This is a genomic window from Lysobacter sp. Root494, from assembly GCF_001427225.1.
Taxonomy (GTDB): domain Bacteria; phylum Pseudomonadota; class Gammaproteobacteria; order Xanthomonadales; family Xanthomonadaceae; genus Agrilutibacter.
Window position 1 is genome coordinate 127,287 of record NZ_LMFH01000009.1, and the last position, 24,920, is coordinate 152,206.

Below are 24,920 nucleotides of genomic sequence, written 5' to 3' on the forward strand. Positions count from 1 at the left end.
TGGCGCCGGCATGTCGCCATGCGTGGGTGAAGCGTGAAGAACGCGCCGCCGCCGCCACGCCTCCTATACGAGCTCGGTCCTAACGTGCACGGGCATGAAGCGGCGGCATCGCGTCGCTGCCAAGCTCAAGAGGAGATCGCGATGAACACCAAAACGGACACGGCAATGAAGTTCGCGCGCATACCGTTCGCCGCCGCAGTGGTCCTGCTGCTCGGCCTGGCCGCCTGCGATCGCCGCGATGTCGAGGACGACACCACCGCGACGCCGGCCGAAGCGACCGCATCGCGCGAAGCCGGTACGCCACCACCCGCCACCGACGTCGAGGCACCCACGGCCACCAATGCGCCCGAACCGCCGGACGCCAGCGAAATGCCGGCCGGTTCGACTGCCCCGGGCACTGCACCAGCCGGGGCCACGACCACCTCGCAGGCCGATGCATTGGCGATGCTGATGACCGTCAACGAGCATGAGATCGCCGCGGCCGACCAGGCGCTCGGCAAGAACGTCACCGGTGCCGTCCGCGACTTCGCGCAGATGATGAAGACCGATCACAGCAAGAACCTCGCGGATACCACCAAGCTCGGCGGCGCCGCTTCCACGTCACCGGGCGTCAAGGCGCTGAAGGACAAGGGCGACGCCGACCTGCGCATGCTGGACGCGCAGACCGGCAAGGCTTACGAGAAGGCCTACATCGACGCAATGGTGAAGGGCCACACGGATGCGCTGGCGATGATCGACAACACCCTGCTGCCGGCCGCGACCGACACCAACATCCGCCAGCACTTCACCACGACCCGCGCGGCTGTCGCGCGTCACCTGGAGAAGGCGAAGGAAATCCAGGGCACGCTGAAGTAGGGCGCGTGTCTTCGTAGCGGATGTGATCCCCAGTCGCGCCGGCGTTGCCGGCGCGACATTTCTGCGCGCGACGGAAGGCGCGTTACGAAAGACGCTGCGCGTATTCGGCTTCGAGCCGCGTGTGCGTGCGCCACAATCCATCGGGCGTCTGCCCCGTCATGCGCGCGCGCAGGACGTTGAGGTGCGCGTGCCAGCCGGCGGAAACGCTGAGCATGCCCTCGCGCGTGGCCAGGCGGCTGTGGACCAGCAGCAGGTGCACCTGTTCACCCTGTTTCGTGAGTTCGAAACGCACCTGCGACGGCGCGTCGCCACTGCCGAAGGTGAAACCCAGTACGTGCGGTGGATCGAATTCGGTGATCACGCATTGCATCCGGTGCTCGCCGACGTTCGCGTACTTGGGCGGCGGCGGATCGTCGTTCTCGGTGAGCGTCGAATTGTGGAACTGCAGGTCCATGCGCCCGCCGGCATGTGGTTCCAGTTCGCCGCCGGCAAACCACTGCGCGCGCAACTGCGGATCGGTGAGGTATCGCCAGACGCGTTCGATCGGGCCCGGCAGCAGGCGCTCGATGCGCACGGTGTCGGGCGCGGTACGTACGCCGTAGTCGGCTTCGGGCATGGCGAGGTTGTTCATGGCTTTCTCCGTGGGGGGCGGGTGGCGGTGCTGCGTTTCGCAGGTCGCTTCGCAGCGGGCCTGGGGGCGTTCTCGGCCTTGAGCAGCGCCTCGAGGACGTCGAGTTTCTGGTTCCAGAAGCGTTCGTAGTGGCGTATCCATTCGGCGCCCGCGTGCAGCGGCCGCGCGTCGAGGCGGCAGGTGTGCACGCGGCCCTGCACTTCGCGCTGGATCAGGCCTGCGCGTTCGAGCATCTGGATGTGCTTGGACGCACCCGCGAGCGAGATGTCGAAGGGAGCGGCGAGTTCGCTGACCGTGCGCGGCTGCTTCGCGAGGTCGCGCAGCATGGCGCGGCGCGTGGGATCGGCGAGGGCGCGGAAGACGGCGTCGAGGCGTTCGGGTGATTTATCAACCATAGAGTTGAATATACACCGCGATTGGCGGTTGTCAACCGTTTGGTTGAGATATGACAACTCCCATGGTCCGCGTCTCTCTTTCTCCCGCTTGCAGGAGAAGGTCGAAGCGTGAAAGTCGCAGAAGCTCGGTGGATACGAAGGCTTTCGCCACGTCCCCTCACCCTGCGCCGCCTGCGCGGCGCTGTCCCTCTCCCCGCAAGCGGGGAGAGGGATTGCTTGCCTTTCTCCCGGCAAGTGGGCGAAGGATTGCTTGCCTTTCTCCCCGCGAGCGGGGAGAAGGTGCCCCGAAGGGGCGGATGAGGGGCGCGCCGCGCAGCGGCGCAAAGATCACTCCATGCAAACCGCTTCCACATTGTTCCCATCCGGATCGATCAGGAACGCCGCGTAATAGTTCGGCGCATAGTCCACCCGCAATCCCGGCGCGCCGTTGTCCTTGCCGCCGCTCGCAACGCCCGCCGCATGGAACGCATCGACGGCCGCGCGATTGCCCGCCTGCAGGGCGACGTGCGTGCCGCCGTGCGCCTTCGCGTTCTCGTACAGCCACAGCGCGGCGGCGCCTTTCGGGCCAAGACCGGCGCCACCTTCGTAACGCGAATCGAGCACATGGCCGAGTGGCGCGAGCACCGCTTCGTAGAAGCGCACGCTGGCATCGAGGTTCTTCACTTGCAGGCCGAGATGGTCGTACATGGGATTTCTCCGCTTTGGGGAGGCCAGCTTCGCGCGATCGCGGGCGACGTACTTGGAGAAAATTGCGCTGCGATCAGTGGCGCCGCCGGCCGGCCTGTGCCACCAGTGCCGCGATGCGTTCGCGATCGCCGCACGCGGCATGGCGGAAATGGCGCGGCGGCAATCCGGCGACGCGATGGAAGCTGCGCACGAAGTTCGACAGGTCGGCGAAGCCGGCCTCCAGCGCGATGTCGGTCACCGGGCGTTCGTCGCTGGCGAGCATGCGCGCGGCCCGGCGCAGGCGCGCGCGCAGCAGGTACTGGTGCGGCGTCACACCGACGACGCGCGCGAACATGCGCAGGAAATGCCATGGACTCAGGCCCGCCTGCGCGGCGGTGGTTTCGAGGTCGATGTCTTCGTGCGCGTGTTCGTCGAGCCACAACGCGCTCTCGATGGCGCGGTGGCGGTCGCGTGCATGCGCCTGCAGCGTGGTGCGGCGCTTGCCGTCGGCGAGGGCAAGGTAACGAGCGACCAGCAGCAGCCCGGCTTCGTCGACGCCGAAATCGTTGGCGCCGTCGGCGGCGGCCTGCGCGAGTTCGCCGAGCACGACCAGTTCCGGCAACGGCGGCAGTCCCCCGGCGCGCCAATGCTGCAGCTTTGCGCCGAAACTGTCGGCGAGTTCCGGCGCGAGCTTGAACGACAGGCATTCGTCGCCGCCGTGATGGTGCGCGTGCGTGCACAGGAATTCATCCCCCGCATGGCCCACCAGCACCGACCCGGCGACGAGTTCGAATTCCTCGCCGCGCGCGCGATAGCCGAAGCTGCCGCGGCGCACGTACGAGACCGACGTGAAGTCGTGATGTTCGACCTGCGCCGGTGTGTGCGGTCCGGCCTGGCAGCGGAAATCGATCACCGACAGCGCGCCGTGGTGCAGCGGCGATACGTGCATCGCAGCGCTGGGTTCGCTCACGGGCAGCAACCGTTCGGCCATGCCAGCAGCCTACGCTCCGGATGGCTACGCCGCCGTGGCGGAAGATGGCGCGCTGCGTTCCAGCAGCAGTGGTCAGGCGCCGCCTTCGAAACCGATCTGCCGCCACGCTTCGAAGACGACGACCGCGACGGTGTTGGACAGGTTGAGGCTGCGATTGTTGGGCCGCATCGGCAGTCGCAGGCGCCGCTCGTCACTCACGGCTTCCAGAACCGAGCCCGGCAGGCCGCGGGTTTCCGGGCCGAACAGGAACGCGTCGCCACGGCGATAACGCGGTGCGTCGAAACGCGTGCTGCCGCGCGTGCTCAGCGCGAACAATCGTGGTGGCGCGCCGTTTTCCTGCGCGATGGCGTCGAGTGCTTCGCCCAGCGATTCGTGCACCTGCAACGTGGCGTATTCGTGGTAGTCGAGGCCGGCCCGGCGCAGCTGCGCGTCCTCCAGCGTGAAGCCCAGCGGCTTCACCAGATGCAGGCGCGCGCCGGTGTTCGCGCAGAGGCGAATCACGTTGCCGGTGTTTGGCGGGATCTCGGGCTGGAACAGGATGACGTGGAACATGACGGACGGATTCGTTTGGATGAGATGGCTTGCACGCAGCGATATCCATCAACGCCGCGTACGGCAAGCGCTGGATATCACTGGCGCAATCCTACGGATCAGAGTCACCACGGCATCGGCTTGCCGAAGCGGTCGAAGAACCCGCCGCTGCGTTCCGGCGTTACCGCGTCAATCACCTGCACCAGGGCCGACACCGATTCCGCCGGCGTGATCTGCGCGCTGCTGCCGCCCATGTCGGTGCGCACCCAGCCGGGACACAACGCGATCACCGGGATGCCGCGTGATTCGAGCGCCTTGGCGAGCATCCGCGTGGCCATGTTCAGCGCGGCCTTGCTGATGCGGTAGCTGGGCGAGTGGAAATCGGGATCATCGCTGATCGAGCCCATGCCCGAGGAAATGTTTGCCACGGTCGCGCGCTCGGCGAGCTGCGAGGCGAGTGCCTGGGTCAGCAGGAACGGCCCCATTGCATTCGTGCGCAGGCTGTCGGCGAGGTGGGCTTCGCTCACGCTGCCCCAGCGTTCGCCCGAGTGCAGCACGCCGGCGTTGTTGATGAGCAGGTCGATGCCATCGGCGACCAGTGGCAGTTCATGGGCGAAGGCGGTACGCGATTTTTCATCGGCCACGTCGAGCGGGAGCACGTGCAGGCGGCCCGGATACTCGCCGGCGAGATGGTTGAGTTCGCTGGCCTTGCCGGGATGGCGGCAGGCCGCGATCACGTCGTCGCCGCGCGCGAGCAGCTGGCGGGTGAATTCCAGGCCGAGGCCGCGGTTGGCGCCGGTGACGATGCTGCGACGGGTCATGCGCGTGCTCCGCTCACGGGAAGGGCAGTATCCGCTTCCGGTCGTCGTTGCGGGGCCGTCATCGGTGGAGCGCTCCGCCGGGACCCACAGCGGAGTCCCACCGAAGCCCGCCCGCACGATCCACAAGGACTTGTGACCCATGTCCATCCGGTCACGCGCCGCTACCATGCCCCGCACGCGGTGGTTGGGGCCGACCACCTTCTGTTTCGTTCCTACCGTTGCCTTGCAGGAGTTCGCATGTCCCTCGCTTCGTTCAAGCGTGCCGCCCGTCCGCGCGCCGCCGTCCTCGCCGTTGCCCTGGCCACCGCAATCGGCGGCGCCGCCTTCCTGCCGCATGCCGCACAGGCCAAGGCGCCTGCCAGCGACGTCGCGATCCCATACGAAGAGTTCACGCTGCCCAACGGCCTGCGCGTGATCGTGCATACCGACCGCAAGGCGCCGATCGTCGCGGTGAACATCTGGTACCACGTGGGCAGCAAGGACGAGCCGGCCGGTCGCAGCGGCTTCGCGCACCTGTTCGAGCACCTGATGTTCAACGGCTCGGAGAACCATCCGGGCGAATACTTCGTGCCCTTCAAGCAGGTCGGCGTCACCGACCAGAACGGCACCACCAATACCGACCGCACCAACTACTTCGAGAACGTGCCGACCACCGCGCTCGACATGGCGCTGTGGATGGAGTCGGACCGCATGGGCCACCTGCTCGGCGCGATCGACCAGAAGACGCTCGACGAGCAGCGCGGCGTGGTGCAGAACGAGAAACGCCAGGGCGAGAACGAACCCTACGGCCAGGCGTTCGACGTGCTCACCGAGATCATGTATCCGGTCGGCCACCCCTATCACCACACCGTCATCGGTTCGATGAACGACCTCAACGCCGCGTCGCTGGAGGACGTGAAGAACTGGTTCCGCACCTGGTACGGCCCGAACAACGCGGTGCTGGTCCTGGCGGGCGACATCGACGCGAAGACGGCGAAGGAAAAAGTCGCGAAGTACTTCGGCGACATCCCGGCCACCCCGAGCATGGCGCAGCCGAAGATCGATCCGTCGCCGCGCCCGGAGTCCACGCGCTCGGTGATGGACGACAAGGTGCCGCAGACCCGCATCTACCGCGTATGGAACGTCGCCGAGTACGGCGCGGCCGACCTCGACCGCCTGCAGCTGCTCGCGCAGGTGCTCGGCGGCAGCCGCAGCTCGCGCCTGGACAAGCGCCTGCTGCACCAGGACAAGCTGGTCGACAGCGTCTCCGCCGGCGCGTATTCCTCGCAGCTCGGTTCGATCTTTCTCATCATGGCCGACGTGAAGCAGGGCGTGGATGAGAAGCAGGTCGAGGCGGTGATCGACGAGGAGCTGAAGAAACTGCTCGCCGAAGGCCCGGCTGCAAGCGAACTCACCCAGGCGCGCACGATGTTCAAGGCCGGCTTCGTCCGCGGCATCGAGCGCATCGGCGGTTTCGGCGGCAAGGCCGACACGCTCGCCGAATGCGCGGTCTACACCGGCAAGCCGGACTGCTATCGCGACAGCCTCAGGAACATCGAAACCGCGACCGCCGCCGACGTGCAGGCCACCGGCCAGCGCTGGCTCGGCAAGGGCGACCACACCCTGGTGATCGAACCGGGGGCGCGCACCGCGCTGCCGGAAGAACCCGCGGTCACGCCGGCGCCGCTGACGCTGCCTCCGGTGGATTCCAAGTACAGGGCGGTGAAGAGCGACGTCGACCGCAAGGCCGGCGTGCAGGTTCCGAAGGAATTCCCGGAACTGAAATTCCCGGCGCTGCAGCGCGCGACGCTGAGCAACGGCACCACGGTGGTCCTGGCCGAACGCCATGACGTGCCGGTCGTGCAGTTCAGCTATCTCTTCGACGGCGGTTACGCCACCGACGCGGGCAGGAAGTTCGGCACCGCCAACTTCACCTTGGGCATGCTCGATGAAGGCGCGGGGCAGTACGGTGCGCTGGCGTTCGGCGACCGGGCCGAATCGCTGGGCGCGAGCCTCGGCGCCGCGGCTTCGCTGGATGGCGGCAACGCGTATCTGTCGGCGCTGAAGGAGAACCTGGACCCGTCGCTGTCGCTGTTCGCGGACATGCTGCAGCGTCCACGCTTCGAGCAGCCGGACATGGACCGCCTGCGCGGCACCTGGCTCGCCGGCATCGCGCAGGAAAAGGCCGAACCCAACGGCGCGGCGACGCGCGTGCTGCCACCGCTGCTGTACGGCGAAGGCCATCCGTACGCGATGCCGCTCAGCGGCACCGGCACCGAGGAATCGATCAAGGCGCTAACCCGCGACGACCTGCTCGCCTATCACCGCAGCTGGGTGCGTCCGGACGGCGCCACGCTGATCGTGGTCGGCGACACCACGCTCAAGGACATCGTGCCGTTGCTGGAAAAGCACTTTGGCAACTGGAAGGTGGAAGGTCCCAAGCCGGCCGCGTTGCAGATCCGGGCCGTGGCGCGTCCAACCCAGCCCCGCGTGTTCCTGATCGACCAGCCCGGCTCGGTGCAGGCCAACATCTACGCCGGCGAACTGATGCCGTCGACCAAGGATCCGGACGCGATCAAGCTCGACATCGCCAGCACCGTGCTCGGCGGCGACTTCACCGCGCGCCTCAACATGAACCTGCGTGAAGACAAGCACTGGTCGTACGGCGCGCGCGCGTCGCTGCGTGATGCGCTGGGCCAGCGCCCGTGGCTGGCGGTGGCGCCGGTGCAGATCGACAAGGCATCCGAATCGATCGCCGAGATGCGCCGCGAGATCACCGAATACACCGACGGCAGCAAGCCGGCGACGCCAGCGGAAGTCGCGCGGATCCAGGCGATCAAGATCCGCAGCCTGCCGGGTGCGTACGAAACCGCCGGTTCGGTGATGAATACCATCGCGGGCATCGTCCGCTACCAGCGTCCGGACGACTACGTGTTCCAGCGCAAGGCCGAGATCGAAGCCATGGACGCGGCGAAGGTCGACGCGGCCGCAAAGGCGATCGATCCCGAGGCGCTGACGTGGGTGGTGGTCGGCGACCTCAAGCAGATGGAAGCCAAGGTGCGCGCGCTGAACATCGGGCAGGTGAGCGTCCTCGACGCCGACGGCAAGCCGGTGGCGCCGACGGCAGCGGACGCGGCGAAGAAGAAGTGATGACTCGCGAATGATGCGAGCAGCATCGTGTTGCCACGGGCCCGCCTTCGCGCGGGCCCGTGTGTTTCCGGACGCTCGAGGCAGTGCCGCCCACCTCGACTCGCCCGGATCCGCGCGCCGCGTTTTTGCCGCATTCACGCCGGCGGGCAACAATGCAGGTCGTTGCTACCGGAGATGCCCCATGCGTGCCGTCCTCGTTTCCGCCGCCGTCCTGGCCGTCGCCCTCGTTTCGGGCTGCACCTGGGTGCACATGGCGCAGGGCGCCTCCGCGGTGCGGGTCATTCCCGCCGGGGCCGCACCCTCGGGCTGTGAAATGCGCGGCGAAGTCGCGGTGTCGGTGAAGGGCAAGATCGGCTTCTACGAACGCAATCCGCTGCGGGTGCGCGAGGAACTGGAGACCCTGGCGCGCAACGAAGGCCCGGGCCTGCAGGCGGACACCGTGCAGCCGCTGACCGAGCCCAGGGAGGGCGAGCAGCGCTTCGCCGCCTATCGCTGCCGGTAGGGCGGGCCCAAGCCGCCTTCAGGTTGCGTCAGAAACCGGCCGGACCTGCGCCAGCCCATGCCGAAGACCGCCTTTCGCTGCCTGAACCCTGCATTTTCGCCACCGCTCCCGGGACTTGCGACCCACGGCCGGTGCAACCATGTCGACAAAGCGTTAATCTGACGTGCTTTTTTCGCCAAAACGGTTGCCACCATGCTGTTCCAACACGTTGCCATCGCCGGCCTGGCCCATATCGACGCTCCGCGCCGGTTGACCTCCGACGAGATCCACGCCCGACTCAAGCCGACGATGGATCGTCTGGGCATCAAGGCCAACGTGCTGCAGGACGTGGCCGGCGTGAACGAACGCCGCCTGTGGGATGGCGACATGCTGCCCTCCGACGCGGCGACGCTTGCGGGCGTCAAGGCGCTGGCCGACGCCGGCATCGATGCCGACCGCCTCGGCCTGCTGGTCAACACCTCGGTCAGCCGCGACTACCTCGAGCCGTCCACCGCCTCGATCGTGTCGGGCAACCTGCGCCTGGGCGAGCACTGCCAGAGCTTCGACATCGCCAACGCCTGCCTCGCCTTCCTCAACGGGATGGATGTGGCGAGCCGCATGATCGAGCGCGGCGAAATCGAATACGCCCTCGTGGTCGATGGCGAAACCGCCAACCTCGCCTACGAGAAGACGATGGAGCGCCTGAGCAAGGACGGCGTCACCGCCGAACAGTTCCGTGACGAGATGGCCACGCTGACGCTGGGTTCCGGCGCCGCGGCGATGGTGCTCGCGCGCGCCGAACTCGCGCCGGGCGCGCCGCGTTACCGCGGCAGCGTCACCCGCTCGGCCACCGAGTGGAACCACCTGTGCCGCGGCGACGTCAACCACGACCGCATGGTCGCCGACGGCCGCATGCTGATGATCGAAGGCGTGAAGCTCGGCCAGAAGACCTTCGCCGCCGCGCGCCAGGCGCTGGGCTGGGTGGTCGAGGAGCTCGACGAATTCGTCATCCACCAGGTCAGCAAGGCGCATACGCAGGCCTTCCTCAAGGCCTTCGGCATCAACCCGAAGAAGGTCATGACCATCTTCGGCGAGCACGGCAACATCGGCCCGGCCTCGGTGCCGATCGTGCTGAGCAAGCTGCGCGAAATGGGCCGCCTGAAGAAGGGTACGCGCGTCGCGTTGCTCGGCATCGGTTCGGGCCTGAACTGCTCGATGGCGGAAGTGGTCTGGTAAGCGCCTGCTTCGACTCATCGCAAAGGGCCGGCTTGTCCGGCCCTTTTCATTGGCATGATCCGGTTCGCCCGGCTGCTTCGTTTGGTATGCACCGGTTCGCCCGGCCCTTCATTTCACCGGCATGTGCAACGGCATGACGCGTTCCGACAAGACCTTTCCCGGCTATCCCTTCACTCCGCGGCGCTTCGAGGTGCGGCCGGGGATCGCGATGTCGTACCTGGACGAAGGTCCGCGCGATGGCGACGTGGTGGTGATGCTGCACGGCAATCCGTCGTGGAGCTATTACTGGCGCAATGTCGTTTCGGGGCTGAGTGACAGACACCGCTGCATCGTGCCGGACCACGTCGGCATGGGGTTATCCGACAAGCCCGGCGACGATCGCTACGAATACACGCTGCAGTCGCGCGTCGACGACGTGGCCACACTGCTCGAACACCTCGGCATCACCGGCCCGATCACGCTCGCCGTCCACGACTGGGGCGGCATGATCGGCTTCGGCTGGGCGCTGTCGCATGCGGCGCAGGTGAAGCGCCTGGTGATCACCAATACCGCAGCGTTCCCGCTGCCCGCGTCGAAGCCTATGCCGTGGCAGATCGCGTTCGGCCGCGACTGGAAATTCGGTGCACTGGTCATCCGTGCCTTCAACGCGTTTTCATCGGGCGCTTCGTTCGTCGGCGTCGAGAAGAAGATGCCGCGCGACGTGCGCCGCGCCTATGTGGCGCCGTACGACTCGTGGGACAACCGGATCAGCACCGTGCGGTTCATGCAGGACATTCCGCTGGGCCCGGACGACAAGGCCTGGCCGCTATTGGAAGCAGCGGGCAAGCGCCTGCCGGAATTCGCCGATCGCCCCGCGTTCATCGGCTGGGGCTTGAAGGATTTCGTCTTCGATCGCCATTTTCTCGACGGCTTCAGCAAGGCGCTGCCGAATGCCGAAGTGCACGCGTTCGAGGATGCGGGGCATTACGTCCTCGAAGACAAGGCCGACGTGCTGGTGCCGGCGATCCGCCGGTTCCTGGATGCGAATCCGATCGGCTGAGCCTACATATTCGCTACCGATCGCCTCCCTCGCCCCGCTTGCGGGGAGAGGGACAGCGTCGCGCAGCGACGCAGGGTGAGGGGCCGTGGCGCAGCGAGCCGAACCAACGGCAAGAGCGCCCCTCATCCGCCCTTCGGGCACCTTCTCCCCGCGCGCGCGGGGAAGGAAATCTGTTGTGCTTGCGTGAGGAAGGGGAAATCAAAGTTCCGGGAGTGGATTCTTGTCGATCTCTTCGACGCCCACCCAATCCTCCGGCGTCAACACCGCCAGCCCATGCGCGATCCGCGCCTTGTCGCACTGCGCGCTCGCCTCGCCGAACTCGTACGAAGCCGGCACCAGCGCGCACACCGACGGCCTCCGGTCATGGATCGTGCAACGGCTGTAACGTCCGATCTCCGCATCCAGCGCCACGCAGCGCGGATTCGCCTGCGACGTCCCGCGCATCACGCGCTCGTGCGTGCGCAGCGATTCGGTCAGCTCGATGGGCACCTGCCCGCCGAGCGCCGGATCGGCTTCCGACCAGTGGAAGCTGACGCGGAAGAACGCGCAGCAGGCGCCGCAGGTGAGGCAGGGATGGGACACGGAAACCGCAGGAGAGAGCCGGGCGCGCATTCTAGCCGCTGCCCCGCGGCCGGACTGCCGCTTCGGGCGACAATACGCAAATGACCGAAACCGTCTGCAACATTGCCGCCTCGCTGCCGCGCCTGGCGGCCGCTTTTCCCGACCGCATTGCGATGCGCTGCCCCGGCACGCGCGGCACCGACGGCTTCGCGCGGTACGACACCACGCTGACCTACCGCGAACTCGACGCGCGCAGCGATGCGATCGCCGCCGGCCTCGCGCAACGCGACATCGCGCGCGGCACCCGCTCGGTGGTGATGGTGCGACCGACCCCCGAGTTCTTCCTGCTGATGTTCGCGCTGTTCAAGTCGGGCGCGGTGCCGGTGCTGGTCGATCCGGGCATCGACAGGCGCGCGCTGAAACAGTGTCTGGACGAAGCGCAACCTGACGCCTTCATCGGTATCCCGCTGGCGCAGTTCGCGCGCGTGCTGCTGGGCTGGGCGAAGTCGGCGCGCGTGCGCATCACCACCGGCAAGCGCGCGCTGCTCGCGGACGCGACGCTGCTGCAGGTCGAGCACGAAGGCGCGCACGCGTTGTCGCAAACGGGCGCCACGCCGTTGGCCGACACGCAACCCGACGACGTCGCTGCGATCCTCTTCACCAGCGGTTCGACCGGCGTGCCCAAGGGCGTCGTGTACCGGCATCGCCACTTCGTCGCGCAGATCGCCATGCTGCGCGACGCGTTCGGCATCGAAGCCGGGGGTGTCGACCTGCCGACCTTCCCGCCGTTCGCATTGTTCGATCCCGCGCTCGGTCTCACCCCGGTGATCCCCGACATGGATCCGACCAAGCCCGCACTTGCCGATCCGCGCAAACTGCACCACGCGATCGCGCAGTTCGGCGTCGACCAGCTCTTCGGCTCGCCCGCGCTGATGGGCGTGCTGGCGAAACATGGCGAACCGCTGCCGACGTTGCGCCGGGTGACCTCGGCTGGCGCGCCGGTTCCCGCTGACGTCGTCGCGCGCATGCGCGAACTGCTGCCGGCCAACGCGCAGTTCTGGACGCCGTACGGCGCGACCGAATGCCTGCCCGTCGCCGTGATCGAAGCGCGCGAATTGCAGTCCACCCGCGCAGCGACCGAGCGCGGCGCCGGCACCTGCGTCGGCAGCCCGGTGCCGCCGAATGACGTCCGCATCATCCGCATCGATGACGGCGCGATCGAGGCGTGGTCGGATGCGCTGTGTGTGCGCAACGGCGAGGTGGGCGAGATCACCGTCGCCGGTCCGACCGCGACCGACAGTTACTTCAACCGCGAGGCGCAGACGCGCCTGGCGAAGATCCGCGAACGCCTGTCCGATGGCCGCGAGCGCATCGTCCATCGCATGGGCGACGTCGGCTACTTCGACGCGGAAGGCCGGCTGTGGTTCTGCGGGCGCAAGTCGCATCGCGTCGAAACCGTGACCGGACCGCTGTACACCGAGCAGGTCGAACCGGTATTCAACCTACACGCGGACGTGCGCCGCACCGCGCTCGTCGGGCTGGGTGCACAGGGATCGCAGACACCAGTGCTATGCGTGGAGCTCAACGAAGGCGTGCGTCGCGGCGAATGGTCGCGTATCGAACGCGAACTGCGCGCGCTGGCCCAGGCACGCCCGCACACCGCAGGCATCGCGCACTTCCTGAGTCACCCGAAATTCCCCGTGGATATCCGCCACAACGCCAAGATCGGCCGCGAAAAGCTGGCGGCGTGGGCGCAGCAGCAAGGAGTCGGCGCATGAAGATCCTGGTCACCGGTGGCGGCGGTTTCCTCGGCCAGGCGCTCTGTCGCGGACTGCGCGCGCGCGGCCATGAAGTCGTCAGTTTCAATCGCGGCCGCTATCCCGCGCTCGATGCCATCGGTGTACAGCAGGTGCAGGGAGATCTCGCGTTGCGCGACCCGGTGGTCGCCGCGTCGCAAGGCTGCGATGCGGTCTTCCACAACGCGGCCAAGGCAGGCGCGTGGGGCAGTTATCGGAGCTATTACGACGCCAATGTCGCGGGCACGCGGAACGTCATCGATGCATGCCGGACGCATCGCATCGGCAGGCTCGTCTACACCTCGACCCCCAGCGTCACCCATCGCAAGACCCATCCTGTCGAAGGCGGTACGGCCGACACCGTGCCCTACGGCGAACACCTGAAAGCACCGTATGCAGCGACCAAGCTCCTTGCGGAAAAACTCGTGCTCGCAGCGAGCGACACCGAACTCGCCACCGTCGCGCTGCGCCCGCGCCTGATCTGGGGCGTCGGCGACAACCAGTTGCTGCCGCGCCTGGTCGAACGCGCGAAGGCGGGGCGCCTGCGCTTCGTCGGCGACGGCAACAACCGCATCGACACCACGTATGTGGACAATGCGGCACAAGCGCACTTCGACGCCTTCGAGCGTCTCGCGCCGGGGGCCGCCTGCGCAGGCCGCGCGTACTTCATCAGTAATGGCGAGCCGCGCACGGTGCGCGAGATCGTCAACGGGTTGCTGCGCGCCGCAGGTGCACCGGAAGTGGAGAAGACGATCCCGTTCGGCGTTGCATACGCCGCCGGTGCGGTGTGCGAAGGCCTGTGGCACGTGTTGCCGCTGAAGGGCGAACCGCCGATGACGCGCTTTCTTGCCGAACAGCTCAGCACGACGCATTGGTATGACATGGCGCCCGCGCGGCGCGACCTCGGCTACGTGCCGCAGGTCAGCATCGAGGAAGGCCTGGCGCGGCTCGCGGCGGCGTACCGGAAGTGAAGCAACGTACGGATCAACGCCAGTTTCTCCGCGTGCAGCGGACGGCCGGAACGGCTGGCCCACCAGGGCGGACAGGCCGTGACTGTGGCGCGTTATGCCGATTGCATCCGGTAACGCCGCCACGCGGCATCCTCACGGGCCGCTAAGGCACCACGCGCGAGCATCGAGGCACACATCTGGGACGCGCCGCGCCGGAGGGTCTCATGCTCTACGGTTCCGCAATTTTCCTGGTCCTTGCCGTGGTCGCGGCGGCTTTCGCGCTCTCCGGCCTGCCCACGGTTGCCAGCACGCTGGCTTGGTTCTGGTGCGCGGTCTTCCTCGGGCTCGCGCTCTCCGCGGTCTGGCGCTGGCACGACGACCACCACCATCACCACCACTGGTGAATACCCGCGCAGCGGGCGATACCTGGCGTGGTCGTGCGGTAAATGATCGTGCGGTCGTTGACGCCGGCATCACCCGCCTGAAGGCCGTGTAGCCAGCGATTGCAGTCGTCACTGCGTTGCGACCGCACCTCGGCGAGCATGACCTTGCACCCGAAGGATGTAAGGAGGTCCGCATGCTGCACTACGCCGTTGTCTTCTTCGTCATCGCGATCATCGCGGCCGTGCTCGGCTTCAGCGGCATTGCCGGCGCGGCGAGCAACATCGCCTGGATCCTGTTCGTCATCTTCCTGGTGCTGGGCGTCGTCTCCCTGATCCGCCGCCGTACCTGACGCCTGCGATCCGCCACCCAGCGTCCTGCCGCCCGGCTGTAGGCGCGGGGCTACAATGCGCGCATGACCGAACGCGCGACGCCCTTCGACTCGCTCAAGCCCCTGGCTGGCCGCACGCTGGAGGCCGCGCTCAACCGCGCGTTGTCGCTCGATCCGGAGATCCGCGACGGACTGCGCGCCCTCGACGGTCGCAGCGTTGCCCTGCATGTCGCGGCGCCCGAACTCGCATTGCAGGTGACCGTCGCCGGCGACCGGCTGCAGGTCGGGCCGGTGCACTCCGACAGGCAAGCCGATCTTTCGGTCCGCAGCACGCTGGGCGGCCTGATTTCGCAACTCCCTTTCCTGCGTAACGACAACGCGCCGCCGGTGGGCAAGCTGCGCATCGAGGGCGACGCTGATCTCGCGCGTCGACTGCAGCGCCTGGCGGAACGTTTCGATCCCGACTGGCAGCAACCGTTCGCTTCGGTATTCGGCGATGTCGTCGGCGTGCAGATCGCCAATGCGCTCCGCGCCGGCCTGCGCCACGCGCGCGAGGCCGGCGGTGCGTTCGCCAGCAACGCGGCCGAGTACGTCACCGAGGAATCGCGTGATGTCGTGGGACGCGACGAACTCAACGCTTTCCACGATGACGTCGACAACGTGCGCGACGATGTCGAGCGCCTTGCCGTGCGCATCGCGCGCCTGCGCGGCCTGGGTTCGGGGAGCCCGCGCGCATGACGCCGGTGTTTCGCGCCTGGCGCATCGGCCGGGTGCTGTTGAGGTACCGCCTCGACGACCTGCTCGACGGCACGCCGGCCGAGCGCTGGCTGAAACTCGCGCGCCCGTTCGTGCCGCGGGCATCGGCCGAAGTCGCGGCGCAATCGCGCGGCGCGCGCCTGCGCATGGCGCTGCAGGAACTCGGCCCGATCTTCGTCAAGTTCGGGCAGATCCTCTCGACGCGGCGCGACCTGGTGCCGCTCGATGTCGCCGATGAGCTCTCGTTGCTGCAGGATCGCGTGAAGCCGTTCGACGGCGAAACCGCGCGCGCGATCGTCGAGGCGGCGCTGAACCGCCGCATCGTCGAGGCCTTCGCCTCGTTCGACACCGAACCACTGGCCTCCGCGTCGATCGCGCAGGTGCACGCGGCCACGCTGCATGCCGAAGGCGCCGCGGCGCCACGTGAAGTCGTGGTCAAGGTGCTGCGCCCGGACATCGAAAAACAGATCGCCGGCGACATCGCCTTGCTCAACGCCGTGGCCGGCGTCGTCGAACGCACGCATCCGGCGGCCGACAAGATCCGTCCGCGCGAGATAGTCGCGGAGATCGAGAACACGCTTGCTGCCGAACTCGACCTGCAGCGCGAAGGCGGCAACGCGAGCGTGCTGCGCCGCTTCTGGACGAACGCATCGGGAGTAGCGAGCGACGACCTGTACGTGCCGGAAGTGATCTGGTCGCACAGTGCCGAACGTGCGCTGACGCTGGAACGCGTGCACGGCATTCCCTCCGACGACATCGAAGCGCTCGACGCCGCCGGCATCGACCGCCACGCGCTCGCCGCGAAGGGCGTGCGCGTGTTCTACACGCAGGTATTCCGCGACAACTTCTTCCACGCCGATGCGCACGCCGGCAACATCTGGGTCGACACCGATCCGGCGCGCAAGGCGAATCCGCGCTTCATCGCGCTCGATTTCGGCATCATGGGCCAGCTCTCCGACGAGGATCAGTACTACCTCGCCGAGAACTTCATGGCGATCTTCAACCGCGACTACCGCCGCATCGCCGAGCTGCACGTGCAGGCCGGCTGGATGCCCTCGCACATCCGCATCGACGAACTCGAAGCCGCCGCGCGCGCGGTGTGCGAGCCGTATTTCACGAGGCCGCTGAGCGAGATCTCGCTGGCCGAAGTGCTGGTGAAGCTGTTCCGCATGGCGCAGCGCTACGAGCTCACGCTGCAGCCGCAACTGATCCTGCTGCAGAAGACCCTGCTCAACATCGAAGGCGTGGGCCGCCTGCTCGATCCGAAACTCGACATCTGGGCCGTCGCGCAGCCGGTGCTGCAGAAGATCCTCGTCGAGCGCTACAGCCCGCAGCGGCTCGCCAGCGAATTCCGCAAGCGCCTGCCCGAATTCGTTACCCAGGCGCCGGAAATGCCGCGCCTGCTGCATGCATGGTTGCAGCAGCAGGTCGAGGGCAAGCATGCACTGAACATGCAGTCGCAGGACCTGCGTGCGTTGACCCGCGCGCTGGAGAGCGTGCAACGGCGCACCGTCGCGGCGATTTTCGGCACCGGCCTGCTGGTCGTCGCGGCGTTGCTGTATTCACTCGAAGCCGGCGGCCCGCACCTGCTCGGCGTGCCGGCGTCGGCGTGGATCGCCGCGATCGGTGGCCTCTGGGCCTTGCGCGCCGCGTGGCCCCGGCGTTCGTAATGTAATTGCGCTGCACGGCCAGCGACGCCGTGCGACGATCGGCGACAGTGGCCCGGCACGATTCGGGCGTGACGCAGTCCTGGGGACGATCTTTTTTCCATTGATCCGATGCGAACCCTCCGCTCCCAGCCGCACGGAATGAATCGGTACCTGCCGGTGCTCACCGGGCTGCTGGCCTGGCTGGTCTGTGCCGCGCTCGTCACCCTGCTGCTGTATTACGCGGACGCAAAGGCGCGGCTCGAAGCCGCCGTCAACGTGCGCATCGCCTTGAACGACGCGCGCGACGCCATCGATCGCCGCCTCGAGACCGCATTGGCCGTGCCCGAAACCCTCGCCGCGGTGATCGCCGCGGAAGAGCGCATCGACAAGGGCACCTTCGAAGCGATTGCGTCGCGCCTGGTGCGGGCGAATCCGTCGATCCGCAACGTCGCGCTTGCGCCGGGCAACGTGATCACGGCCGTGCATCCGCTTCGCGGCAACGAAGCGGCGCTCGGACTGCATTACGCGGAGGTCCCCGCGCAATACGAAGCGGTGCAGGAGGCCATGCGCACGCGGCGCACGGTCATCGCCGGTCCCATCGCGCTGGTCCAGGGCGGCACCGGGCTGGTGAGCCGCACGCCGGTATTCGTGCGCGGCGCCGGCGGACGCGATACGCGTTATTGGGGAATGGTGTCGCTGGCGGTCGACGTGGCTCCATTGTTCGTCGACATTCGCCGGGTCGCCGATCACAACGGCCTGGACATCGCCGTGCGGCGAACCGGGGACGAAACCTTCTTCGGCGACCCCGGTGTCTTCGCGGCGAAACCGGTGTCGATGCATTACCCGCTTCCGGGCGGGGGACGCTGGGAGCTTGCGGCGGCGCCGCACGGCGGTTGGGCCTCGGTGCGCGCAGTGCCCTGGTATGTGCGTATCGGGTTGCATACCCTGGCGCTTGCACTGGGCTGGCTGGCGTACCGCATGTTTGCCAGTCAGGGTCGCGACCGCATGCTCGCCGGCCGTGACGCCCTGACGGGACTGCTCAACCGCAAGTCGTTCGATCGCCAGCTCGGCGAAGCGATGCTGCAGTCGCAGCCGCGCAGTTGCGCGCTGGTGCTGATCGACCTCGACCGCTTCAAGCCGGTGAACGACAACTACGGCCACCGCGCGGGCGACCTGGTGCTGCAGCAGGTCGCCGAGCGCCTGCTGCAGGTCGCGCGCGGCAGCGACACGGCCTATCGACTCGGCGGCGACGAATTCGCGTTGCTGCTGCAGGGCGAACGCGGCACGCGCGAGCTGTTCCATCTGGTCGAACGCGCCGCCGAGCTGATCCGCCAGCCGGTCGTGCTGCCGGACCGCCGCAGCGTCAGCGTCGGTGCGTCCACCGGCGTGGCGGTGTTTCCATCCGGCGACGAACCCGAGCGCGCCAGCGATGTCTTCGACCGCGCCGATCGCGCGCTGTACCGCTGCAAGGCGGAAGGGCGGAGCGCGGCGGCGGCCGCCGGTTCCGTGGCGTAAGCGCAGCAAAAAAACGGCCCGGACGGGCCGTTTCTTCGTTCACCGCGAACGTGCTACTTGCCGCCGGCTTCCGCCTCCGCACTCGTGCTTGCCGCCTTGGCGAAGTCGCCCGCGGCATAGACGCTCAGCATTTCCGGCCTGAAGTGCTTGCGGATCGCCGCGTTGACCTGATCCATTGTCAGTGACTTCAGCTTCGCGTCGACCTCCGCAGACCATGCCATCGTGCGGCCGAGATAAAGGTTGCGGGCCAAGGTCGCGGCAACGGTGTCGTCTTCGGCGCGCGCCTGCTGGCGCTGGGTGAGCATCGCACTCACCGATGCCTGCAGTTCGCTTGCGGTGATCCCGTCGCGCACCAGCTTGGCCACTTCCTCGCGCAGGCCGGTGACGAGTTTCTCGACGTTCTGTGGCGCGGCGATGGCCTGGATCGCCAGGTTGCCGGCGTTGTCCTTGCCGTCGGGGCTGGAATCGGCGCTGAGGCTGCTCGATACGCCGTAGGTCAGCCCTTCGGTTTCGCGCAGTCGTTTCCCCAGGCGCGAGGCCAGCGTGCTGCTGCCGAGAACATGGTTGGCGACGAGCAGTGCGGGATAGTCGGGATCGGTGTCGTTGAGCGGCAGGTTGAAACGCGCGGCGACCACCGCATTCGACTTGTCCGGCGTTTCCATCCGCTTCGTTTCCGGCGCGACCGCGGTGTAGTGCGTGTCGATCGGCACGTACGGCTTGGGCGATGCCCAACCGGGGAAAAGCTGGGCCAACTGCGCCTTCACCGCCGCCGGGTCGAAGTCACCGACGACCGCGATCTCGCCCTCCGCGGTGCCGTAGAAGGTGCGATGGAACGCGATCACGTCCTCGAGCTTCAGCGCCTTCCATTGCGCGAGCTGCTCATCGAGCGACTTGAAGTGCAACGGATGATCCGCGGGCCACGGGTCGAAGTGCGCGGCCATTGCCTGCGACACGGCGGTGTTGGGTTCCTTGCGCGCCGCTTCCAGTCCGGTGATCGCCTGCATGCGCAATTGCTCGAATTCGGCTTCGGGGAAAGCCGGGTTCTTCAGCAGGTCGGCGGCGAGCACCAACGCCTCGGCCAGCGTGCCGCGCCGCGTGTCGAGGTCGATCACGGCGCCCTGGATGCCACCGCCGACGCCGCCGGTCGTCCTGAGTGCATCGAGTTTCTGCGAGATCTGTTCGCGGCTCATCGACTTCGAACCCCGCATCAGCATCGCGCCCGCAACGCTCCCCGCGGGAGCAGGCACACGCTTGAGCGATTCGACGTCGCCGAAATGGAAGTTGACGGTGACCGACACCGTGTCGCCACGCGTGTCCTTGGGCAACAGCGACACCTTGAGCGCATGGCCCGGGCTGCCATCGCCGAGCACGAAGGTCTGCGTGCGCGCATCGATGTTCGCGGGCGAGGGATCGAAGGTTTCGCCGGCGGCGACCGCCGCCTTGCCGGCGTAACCGACCAGCAGCGACGCCACCGGGGCCGCTGGCGGAATCTCGGCGCGATCGATCCTGTCGGTCGGAACGAAGCGCCCGAGCGTGCGGTTGCTCGGCTTGAAGTAGGCGCGCGCGACGCGGTTGACGTCGTCCACCGCTACTTTCTCGATTTCGTCGCGGCGCAGGAAATACAGGCGCCAGTCGCCCGCGGCGACCGAACTGGTCAGGCCCATCGCGACTGCATTGACGTCGGTCAGGCTGCGTTCCCACGCGTTGGCGATGCGCTGCTTGGCCTGGGTGACTTCGTCGGCGCTGACGGGTTTGTCGGCAAGCTGCTCGACCTGGCGCAGCAGCTCGGCTTGGGTCTTCGCCATGTCGCCGTCCTGCGGCACCAGCGCGACCACGGTGGCGAGTCCGGCGTCGCGCAGGTTGTCGGTGCCCGCGCCGGTCGCCGCGGCGAGCTTGGCTTCCACCAGCGACTTGTGCAGGCGGCCCGACGGCGTGTCGCTGAGCACGTTGAACAGCACGCTCAGTGCGGCGCTGTCGGCATGGTTCACCGACGGCACGTGATAGGCGGCCATCAGTACGCGCATGTCGCCGCTGCGGCGCACGGTGATTTCACGCTCGCCGTCCTGGGTGGGTTCGAGCGTGTGGAAGGCAGGCAGTGCCGCCGCGGGTTTCTTCACCCTGGCGAAGGCGTTGCTGACCATCGCCAGCGTCTTGCCCGGGTCGATGCGGCCGGCGATCACCAGCGTCGCGTTGTCCGGCCGGTACCAGGTCCGATAGAACGCCTGCAGGTTGCCGATCGGCACGCCTTCGACATCGGAGCGCGCGCCGATGGTGGTATTGCCGTAGTTGTGCCAGAGGTACGCGGCGGAACGCACGCGCTGCGCGAGCACCGCGCCCGGGCTGTTCTCGTTGCGCTCCATCTCGTTGCGCACGACCGTCATCTCGCTGTCGAGGTCCTTCTTCGCGATGAAGGAATTGACCATGCGGTCGGCCTCCAGCCCGAGCAGCCAGGCCAGCGTGTCCTCGTTGGCGGGGAAGGAGCCGTAGTAGTTGGTGCGGTCGAACGAGGTGGTCGCGTTGGCGTTGATGCCGCGCTTCTTCAGCTCGCCGGGAATGTCGGTGTGCGAAGGGGTGCCCTTGAACAGCAGGTGCTCGAGCAGGTGCGCCATGCCGGTTTCGCCGTAGTTCTCGTGCACCGAGCCGACGCCGTAGGCGAGGTTGACCGTCACCGTCGGCGTGGTCGCGTCGGGAAACAGCAGCACGCGCAGGCCGTTGGGCAGCGTGTATTCGCAGATGCCTTCGATGCACGGGCCGGCGGCGACGTTGCGCGGCAGCGCGATCGAAGCGGGCGCGGCCGGTGTGTCGGCGTAGGCGGAGAAACTCGCGGCGAAAGCGAGCGAGCAGGCCAGCGCGAGCACGCGCGGGCGGAAACGATGGACCATGGATCCTTCCCTGTCAGTGGATGAAGTGCGTCGCAACGTGCTGGTCGGCGACAATAGCGATTGTGCAGTAGCCACCGCGTCACGGCGATTTCGATGAATGAGGCCACACCACTGCAGGAAGCTCTTTCGTCGCTGCAACTGCTGCACGTGGACGACGCGCTCGCCGTGGTCAACAAGCCCGCGGGGCTGATGGTCCACGACAGCAAGCTGGCGGGAGGTGAATCCGACTTCCTCGCCGATCGCCTGCGTGAACAGCTGCAACGGCCGATCTTCCTCGTGCACCGGCTCGACCGCGCGACCAGCGGCTGCCTGCTGCTGGCGTTCGATCGCGATACCGCGTCGCAGCTCGGCCAGCTGATGATGGCGCGCGATGCGGAGCGATCCCCCGTCGGAAAGCATTACTGGGCCATATGCCGCGGCTGGCCGGAACAACACTTCGTCGTCGACCATCCGCTCGATGGCGGTCCCGGCAAGCCTTCGAGGAAGCCGGCGGTGACGCGCTTCACGCGGCTGGCGACGTGCGAGCTGTCGCTGCCTTCGCAGGGGTTCGGGACATCGCGTTACGCACTGCTGGATGCGCAGCCGGAAACGGGTCGCTTCCGCCAGATCCGGCGCCATCTCAAGCACGTGTTCCATCACCTGATCGGCGACACGAGCCATGGCGATGGCCGCCACAACCGCAACTTCCGCATGCTCGGCGTCCATCGCATGCTGCTGCATGCGCGGCAACTGGCATTCACGCATCCGCGCACGGGCGAGCGCATCACCGCGACGGCGCCGGTGGATGCGGAATTCGCCAGGGCGCTGGCGTTGTTCGATATCGCCGAATAAACCAAACCCGCGCGCCGGCTTGTAGCCCCGCGCCGCGGCGCGCTGATTGCGTCGCGGCGTGAGGGTCATCGCGGCGCCCTACAATCGCGCCATGTTGCAGATCACCGACACCCTGACGATCCCCGGCGATGAACTCGTCGAACGCTTCGTGCGTTCGTCGGGTCCGGGCGGACAGAACGTCAACAAGGTGGCCACGGCGGTGGAGCTGCGCTTCGACATCGGCGCCTCGCCGTCGTTGCCCGAACCCGTGCGCGAACGCCTGCTGGCCAAGCGCGACCGCCGCGTCACCGACGAGGGCGTGCTGGTCATCAACGCGCAGCGTTTCCGCACCCAGGAGCGCAACCGCGAAGACGCGCGCGTGCGGCTGGCCGCCTTCATCGCTTCCGGCCTGCACGCACCCACCCCTAGAATCGCGACGAAGCCGAGCCGCGCGGCGAAGAGGCGCCGGCTCGACGCGAAACGCGAACGCAGTACGATCAAGCGCGGACGCACCAGCCGCAACTGGGATTGACGAAGAACAGGCCCGGCGGCGAGGGCGCAGGCAGGCACAGGGGACATCGGCAGGGCAGATGAACGACGACCAGCGACCCACCGTTTTGCCGCTGCCGCCGAATGCGCCACGGGTCAAACCCAGCGCCTTCACCCGATGGATCGGCCAGACCGCGCTCCGGGTGGGCGGCTGGCGCATGGAAGGCGAGTTCCCGGACATCCCCAAGCTCGTGCTGATCGGCGCACCGCATTCGTCCAACTGGGACGGCATCTGGGGGCTCGCGGCGAAGCTCGCGCTCGGGCTCGACATCAAGATCCTGGGCAAGGATTCGCTGTTCAAGATTCCGGTGATGGGCCTGGTGCTGCGGCGCCTCGGTGTCATACCGGTCGATCGCAGCGCCGCGCACGGTGTGGTCGAACAGTCCGCGGCCATGATCCAGCGTGCCGAAAAGTTCTGGTATGGGCTCGCCCCCGAAGGAACGCGCAAACCGGTGGAACGCTGGAAGACCGGTTTCTGGAAGATCGCCAAGGCCGCCGGCGTGCCGGTGCTGCCGGCCTATTTCCACTACGGCAGGAAGGTGATCGGCATCGGCGCGCCGTTCGCCCTGGGCGATGACATGGCCGCCGATCTGGCCCGTATTCGCGAGTGGTACCGCGGCGTGTCCAGGGGCAAGTTGCACGACGTCTGAGCGACGCAACCGCGCGAAGCGACACCGCACGATACGGCTGCGTCGAAATGTGACGAAATTGGCACTTGCTGGCCGCTACCCGGCAACTGGTGCGCATCGGTAACCGTGGCAGGCCTGTGGCCGGTCTGGCACGCGATATGCGTCAGATAGGGCAGGGACGTTGCAGGATCCGAACGCGACGCAACAGGGGGCGGTACCGGTCCCGGGGAGACCCGGACCGGTGATCGTGCGGACAGACAGGCGGGGGAACACGCGAGCCGTGTCGCTTCCGCGGGATGCGGGACGATCATGTACAAGCCGAGCCGGCGGGTTCTCACCACCTCTTTCGTCTTCTGCGCATTGCTGGGCGCGCTGGGCGTGTGGACGCTGCTGCATCCGGCCAGCGTCTTCGTGCAGCCGTGGCGCGCCGAGCGCACCGCGACGGCGGTCGAGGACGTGCTGCTCGGCCCGTATCCGGTCGAAGCCGACTTCGCCGCGCTCAAGCAGCGCGGCGTCACCACGATCATCAGCCTGCTCGAGCCGAACGTTCCCTACGAGAAGGTCCTGCTAAACCAGGAACGCGAACGCGCCGCGCGCTACGGCATGACGGTGCAGAACTTCCCGATGGGCAGCATCCTCGGGCAGAAGTTCGGCAACGACTACGCGAAGAACTCGAAGGCCGCCGCCGAAGCCGCGATCGCCGCCGAGGGCATTGCCTACATCCACTGCTACCTGGGCCTGCATCGCGCGCGCAACGTGCAGGGCTACCTCGCCCAGCACGTACGCTCGTCCAGCTACGCCGGCAGCACCGCGACCGCGAGCGCCGCCGACCTCGATGCCGAGCACATCGCGCAGACCGCCTTCGAGGCGCGCGACTACCAGCGCAGCCTCGATGCACTGGCGAAGATCTCCGACAAGGGCCTGCGCGCCGCGCGGCTGGAAGCCTGGAACTACTACCGCCTGCGCCGGATTCCCGAAGCGCGCGCGAGCTTCGAGAAGGTGCTGCGCGACCACCCGGGCGACATGGACACGCTGGGCGGGCTCGCCTACAGCAGCCTCGCCGACGGCAAGCTCGACGACGCCGAATTCGCCTTCACCCAGCTCCTCAGTGCGAAGAGCGACGACGTCTCCGCGATCGAGGGCATGGGCCATGTGCGCTATCGCCAGGGCCGCCAGGCGGAAGCGAAGACGCTGTTCGAGCGCGCTGCGCAGCTCAATCCGGACAATTCCGAAACCCGGGAGATGCTCGACCGGCTGCGAACGCCGCCGGCCGAGGGCGCCGGCGCGCCGGTCGCCGGCGTGACCGCTTCGCAATGAACAGATCCATCCCGCGTTC

24 protein-coding genes are annotated in these 24,920 nt (G+C 67.5%); 16 read left to right on the forward strand and 8 right to left on the reverse strand.

The genetic code is table 11. The features are described from left to right. The first annotated feature begins 141 nt into the window (after positions 1–141). Entirely contained in the window at positions 142–855 is a 714-nt protein-coding gene (locus ASD14_RS15000) for a DUF4142 domain-containing protein (protein WP_056135709.1), read from the forward strand. A gap of 82 nt (positions 856–937) precedes the next feature. Here the strand turns inward: ASD14_RS15000 and ASD14_RS15005 are convergent, their stop codons facing one another. From ASD14_RS15005 to ASD14_RS15030, 6 genes are all read right to left on the reverse strand, one after another. Then, positions 938–1,486 (reverse strand): SRPBCC family protein, encoded by a 549-nt coding sequence (locus ASD14_RS15005; RefSeq protein WP_082539028.1) that lies wholly within the window; start codon positions 1,484–1,486, stop codon positions 938–940. Beyond that, the gene (locus tag ASD14_RS15010) at positions 1,483–1,881 is read right to left on the reverse strand and encodes a metalloregulator ArsR/SmtB family transcription factor (protein ID WP_056135712.1); all 399 of its coding nucleotides are present in this window, start codon (positions 1,879–1,881) and stop codon (positions 1,483–1,485) included. The genes ASD14_RS15005 and ASD14_RS15010 overlap by 4 nt, the downstream gene beginning before the upstream one ends. A gap of 327 nt (positions 1,882–2,208) precedes the next feature. Then, positions 2,209–2,568: a VOC family protein gene (locus ASD14_RS15015; RefSeq protein ID WP_056135715.1), complete on the reverse strand. Its 360-nt coding sequence runs from the start codon at positions 2,566–2,568 to the stop codon at positions 2,209–2,211. 73 nt (positions 2,569–2,641) lie between these two features. Beyond that, positions 2,642–3,538, reverse strand: a complete 897-nt coding sequence (locus ASD14_RS15020) for an AraC family transcriptional regulator (RefSeq protein ID WP_200947075.1) — start codon at positions 3,536–3,538, stop codon at positions 2,642–2,644. A gap of 72 nt (positions 3,539–3,610) precedes the next feature. After that, positions 3,611–4,090, reverse strand: a complete 480-nt coding sequence (locus tag ASD14_RS15025; RefSeq protein WP_056135718.1) for a tRNA (cytidine(34)-2'-O)-methyltransferase — start codon at positions 4,088–4,090, stop codon at positions 3,611–3,613. Between the two features lie 104 nt (positions 4,091–4,194). After that, entirely contained in the window at positions 4,195–4,890 is a 696-nt protein-coding gene (locus ASD14_RS15030) for an SDR family oxidoreductase (RefSeq protein ID WP_056135723.1), read from the reverse strand. Between the two features lie 237 nt (positions 4,891–5,127). Here ASD14_RS15030 and ASD14_RS15035 point away from each other — a divergent pair, with 237 nt between their 5' ends. The 4 genes from ASD14_RS15035 (at position 5,128) to ASD14_RS15050 (ending at position 10,775) form a co-directional block, all read left to right on the forward strand. Next, complete coding sequence (locus tag ASD14_RS15035; RefSeq protein ID WP_056135726.1) at positions 5,128–8,019, forward strand: pitrilysin family protein; 2,892 nt, start codon at positions 5,128–5,130, stop codon at positions 8,017–8,019. Positions 8,020–8,200: 181 nt separating this feature from the next. Continuing rightward, positions 8,201–8,521 (forward strand): DUF4156 domain-containing protein, encoded by a 321-nt coding sequence (locus ASD14_RS15040; RefSeq protein ID WP_056135730.1) that lies wholly within the window; start codon positions 8,201–8,203, stop codon positions 8,519–8,521. Positions 8,522–8,713: 192 nt separating this feature from the next. Then, positions 8,714–9,736, forward strand: coding sequence for a 3-oxoacyl-ACP synthase III (locus ASD14_RS15045; protein WP_056135733.1), 1,023 nt, complete (start codon positions 8,714–8,716; stop codon positions 9,734–9,736). A gap of 133 nt (positions 9,737–9,869) precedes the next feature. Further along, positions 9,870–10,775: an alpha/beta fold hydrolase gene (locus tag ASD14_RS15050; RefSeq protein ID WP_056135908.1), complete on the forward strand. Its 906-nt coding sequence runs from the start codon at positions 9,870–9,872 to the stop codon at positions 10,773–10,775. Positions 10,776–10,973: 198 nt separating this feature from the next. Here the strand turns inward: ASD14_RS15050 and ASD14_RS15055 are convergent, their stop codons facing one another. Beyond that, positions 10,974–11,357, reverse strand: a complete 384-nt coding sequence (locus tag ASD14_RS15055) for a YkgJ family cysteine cluster protein (protein ID WP_056135736.1) — start codon at positions 11,355–11,357, stop codon at positions 10,974–10,976. An 80-nt stretch (positions 11,358–11,437) separates the two neighbouring features. Between ASD14_RS15055 and oleC the strand changes: the two genes are divergently transcribed. The 7 genes from oleC to ASD14_RS15085 all read left to right on the forward strand — a co-directional run bounded on the left by oleC (position 11,438) and on the right by ASD14_RS15085 (position 18,714). Beyond that, the gene (gene oleC, locus ASD14_RS15060; protein WP_056135739.1) at positions 11,438–13,114 is read left to right on the forward strand and encodes an olefin beta-lactone synthetase; all 1,677 of its coding nucleotides are present in this window, start codon (positions 11,438–11,440) and stop codon (positions 13,112–13,114) included. Further along, positions 13,111–14,103, forward strand: coding sequence for a 2-alkyl-3-oxoalkanoate reductase (oleD, locus tag ASD14_RS15065; RefSeq protein WP_056135742.1), 993 nt, complete (start codon positions 13,111–13,113; stop codon positions 14,101–14,103). Before oleC ends, oleD begins: the two co-directional genes overlap by 4 nt. A 203-nt stretch (positions 14,104–14,306) precedes the next feature. Beyond that, a complete protein-coding gene (locus ASD14_RS15070) occupies positions 14,307–14,486 on the forward strand; it encodes a hypothetical protein (RefSeq protein WP_056135745.1) in 180 nt (59 codons plus the stop codon). A gap of 173 nt (positions 14,487–14,659) precedes the next feature. Further along, positions 14,660–14,815, forward strand: coding sequence for a DUF1328 domain-containing protein (locus ASD14_RS15825; RefSeq protein ID WP_082539029.1), 156 nt, complete (start codon positions 14,660–14,662; stop codon positions 14,813–14,815). Between the two features lie 63 nt (positions 14,816–14,878). Beyond that, the gene (locus tag ASD14_RS15075; protein WP_056135748.1) at positions 14,879–15,532 is read left to right on the forward strand and encodes an SCP2 sterol-binding domain-containing protein; all 654 of its coding nucleotides are present in this window, start codon (positions 14,879–14,881) and stop codon (positions 15,530–15,532) included. Continuing rightward, positions 15,529–17,220 carry a ubiquinone biosynthesis regulatory protein kinase UbiB gene (gene ubiB / locus ASD14_RS15080; RefSeq protein WP_056135751.1) on the forward strand — a complete coding sequence of 564 codons (1,692 nt, stop codon included), beginning with the start codon at positions 15,529–15,531 and terminating at the stop codon, positions 17,218–17,220. Before ASD14_RS15075 ends, ubiB begins: the two co-directional genes overlap by 4 nt. Before the next feature lie 138 nt (positions 17,221–17,358). Then, positions 17,359–18,714, forward strand: a complete 1,356-nt coding sequence (locus tag ASD14_RS15085; protein WP_056135755.1) for a diguanylate cyclase — start codon at positions 17,359–17,361, stop codon at positions 18,712–18,714. 53 nt (positions 18,715–18,767) lie between these two features. On the opposite strand, the gene ASD14_RS15090 is transcribed toward ASD14_RS15085, so the two are convergent. After that, complete coding sequence (locus tag ASD14_RS15090) at positions 18,768–21,596, reverse strand: pitrilysin family protein (protein WP_082539031.1); 2,829 nt, start codon at positions 21,594–21,596, stop codon at positions 18,768–18,770. 93 nt (positions 21,597–21,689) lie between these two features. On the opposite strand from ASD14_RS15090, the gene ASD14_RS15095 reads away from it, so the two are divergent. The 4 genes from ASD14_RS15095 to ASD14_RS15110 all read left to right on the forward strand — a co-directional run bounded on the left by ASD14_RS15095 (position 21,690) and on the right by ASD14_RS15110 (position 24,901). Next, positions 21,690–22,427 (forward strand): pseudouridine synthase, encoded by a 738-nt coding sequence (locus ASD14_RS15095; RefSeq protein ID WP_082539032.1) that lies wholly within the window; start codon positions 21,690–21,692, stop codon positions 22,425–22,427. Positions 22,428–22,518: 91 nt separating this feature from the next. Then, positions 22,519–22,938: an alternative ribosome rescue aminoacyl-tRNA hydrolase ArfB gene (gene arfB / locus ASD14_RS15100; protein WP_056135762.1), complete on the forward strand. Its 420-nt coding sequence runs from the start codon at positions 22,519–22,521 to the stop codon at positions 22,936–22,938. A gap of 58 nt (positions 22,939–22,996) precedes the next feature. Continuing rightward, complete coding sequence (locus ASD14_RS15105) at positions 22,997–23,605, forward strand: lysophospholipid acyltransferase family protein (RefSeq protein ID WP_056135765.1); 609 nt, start codon at positions 22,997–22,999, stop codon at positions 23,603–23,605. Between the two features lie 288 nt (positions 23,606–23,893). Next, entirely contained in the window at positions 23,894–24,901 is a 1,008-nt protein-coding gene (locus ASD14_RS15110; RefSeq protein ID WP_056135767.1) for a tetratricopeptide repeat protein, read from the forward strand. Positions 24,902–24,920 lie beyond the last annotated feature (19 nt).

Coding starts and splice junctions, on each gene's coding strand:
- ASD14_RS15045 (WP_056135733.1), top strand. CDS start 8,714: ATGCTGTTCCAACACGTTGCCATCGCCGGCCTGGCCCATATCGACGCT.
- oleD (WP_056135742.1), top strand. CDS start 13,111: ATGAAGATCCTGGTCACCGGTGGCGGCGGTTTCCTCGGCCAGGCGCTC.
- ASD14_RS15825 (WP_082539029.1), top strand. CDS start 14,660: ATGCTGCACTACGCCGTTGTCTTCTTCGTCATCGCGATCATCGCGGCC.
- ASD14_RS15105 (WP_056135765.1), top strand. CDS start 22,997: ATGAACGACGACCAGCGACCCACCGTTTTGCCGCTGCCGCCGAATGCG.
- ASD14_RS15000 (WP_056135709.1), top strand. CDS start 142: ATGAACACCAAAACGGACACGGCAATGAAGTTCGCGCGCATACCGTTC.
- ASD14_RS15110 (WP_056135767.1), top strand. CDS start 23,894: ATGTACAAGCCGAGCCGGCGGGTTCTCACCACCTCTTTCGTCTTCTGC.
- ASD14_RS15030 (WP_056135723.1), bottom strand. CDS start 4,890: ATGACCCGTCGCAGCATCGTCACCGGCGCCAACCGCGGCCTCGGCCTG.
- ASD14_RS15090 (WP_082539031.1), bottom strand. CDS start 21,596: ATGGTCCATCGTTTCCGCCCGCGCGTGCTCGCGCTGGCCTGCTCGCTC.
- ASD14_RS15015 (WP_056135715.1), bottom strand. CDS start 2,568: ATGTACGACCATCTCGGCCTGCAAGTGAAGAACCTCGATGCCAGCGTG.
- ASD14_RS15050 (WP_056135908.1), top strand. CDS start 9,870: ATGACGCGTTCCGACAAGACCTTTCCCGGCTATCCCTTCACTCCGCGG.
- arfB (WP_056135762.1), top strand. CDS start 22,519: ATGTTGCAGATCACCGACACCCTGACGATCCCCGGCGATGAACTCGTC.
- ASD14_RS15010 (WP_056135712.1), bottom strand. CDS start 1,881: ATGGTTGATAAATCACCCGAACGCCTCGACGCCGTCTTCCGCGCCCTC.
- ASD14_RS15085 (WP_056135755.1), top strand. CDS start 17,359: ATGAATCGGTACCTGCCGGTGCTCACCGGGCTGCTGGCCTGGCTGGTC.
- ASD14_RS15020 (WP_200947075.1), bottom strand. CDS start 3,538: ATGGCCGAACGGTTGCTGCCCGTGAGCGAACCCAGCGCTGCGATGCAC.
- ASD14_RS15095 (WP_082539032.1), top strand. CDS start 21,690: ATGAATGAGGCCACACCACTGCAGGAAGCTCTTTCGTCGCTGCAACTG.
- ubiB (WP_056135751.1), top strand. CDS start 15,529: ATGACGCCGGTGTTTCGCGCCTGGCGCATCGGCCGGGTGCTGTTGAGG.
- ASD14_RS15025 (WP_056135718.1), bottom strand. CDS start 4,090: ATGTTCCACGTCATCCTGTTCCAGCCCGAGATCCCGCCAAACACCGGC.
- ASD14_RS15005 (WP_082539028.1), bottom strand. CDS start 1,486: ATGAACAACCTCGCCATGCCCGAAGCCGACTACGGCGTACGTACCGCG.
- oleC (WP_056135739.1), top strand. CDS start 11,438: ATGACCGAAACCGTCTGCAACATTGCCGCCTCGCTGCCGCGCCTGGCG.
- ASD14_RS15070 (WP_056135745.1), top strand. CDS start 14,307: ATGCTCTACGGTTCCGCAATTTTCCTGGTCCTTGCCGTGGTCGCGGCG.
- ASD14_RS15040 (WP_056135730.1), top strand. CDS start 8,201: ATGCGTGCCGTCCTCGTTTCCGCCGCCGTCCTGGCCGTCGCCCTCGTT.
- ASD14_RS15075 (WP_056135748.1), top strand. CDS start 14,879: ATGACCGAACGCGCGACGCCCTTCGACTCGCTCAAGCCCCTGGCTGGC.
- ASD14_RS15035 (WP_056135726.1), top strand. CDS start 5,128: ATGTCCCTCGCTTCGTTCAAGCGTGCCGCCCGTCCGCGCGCCGCCGTC.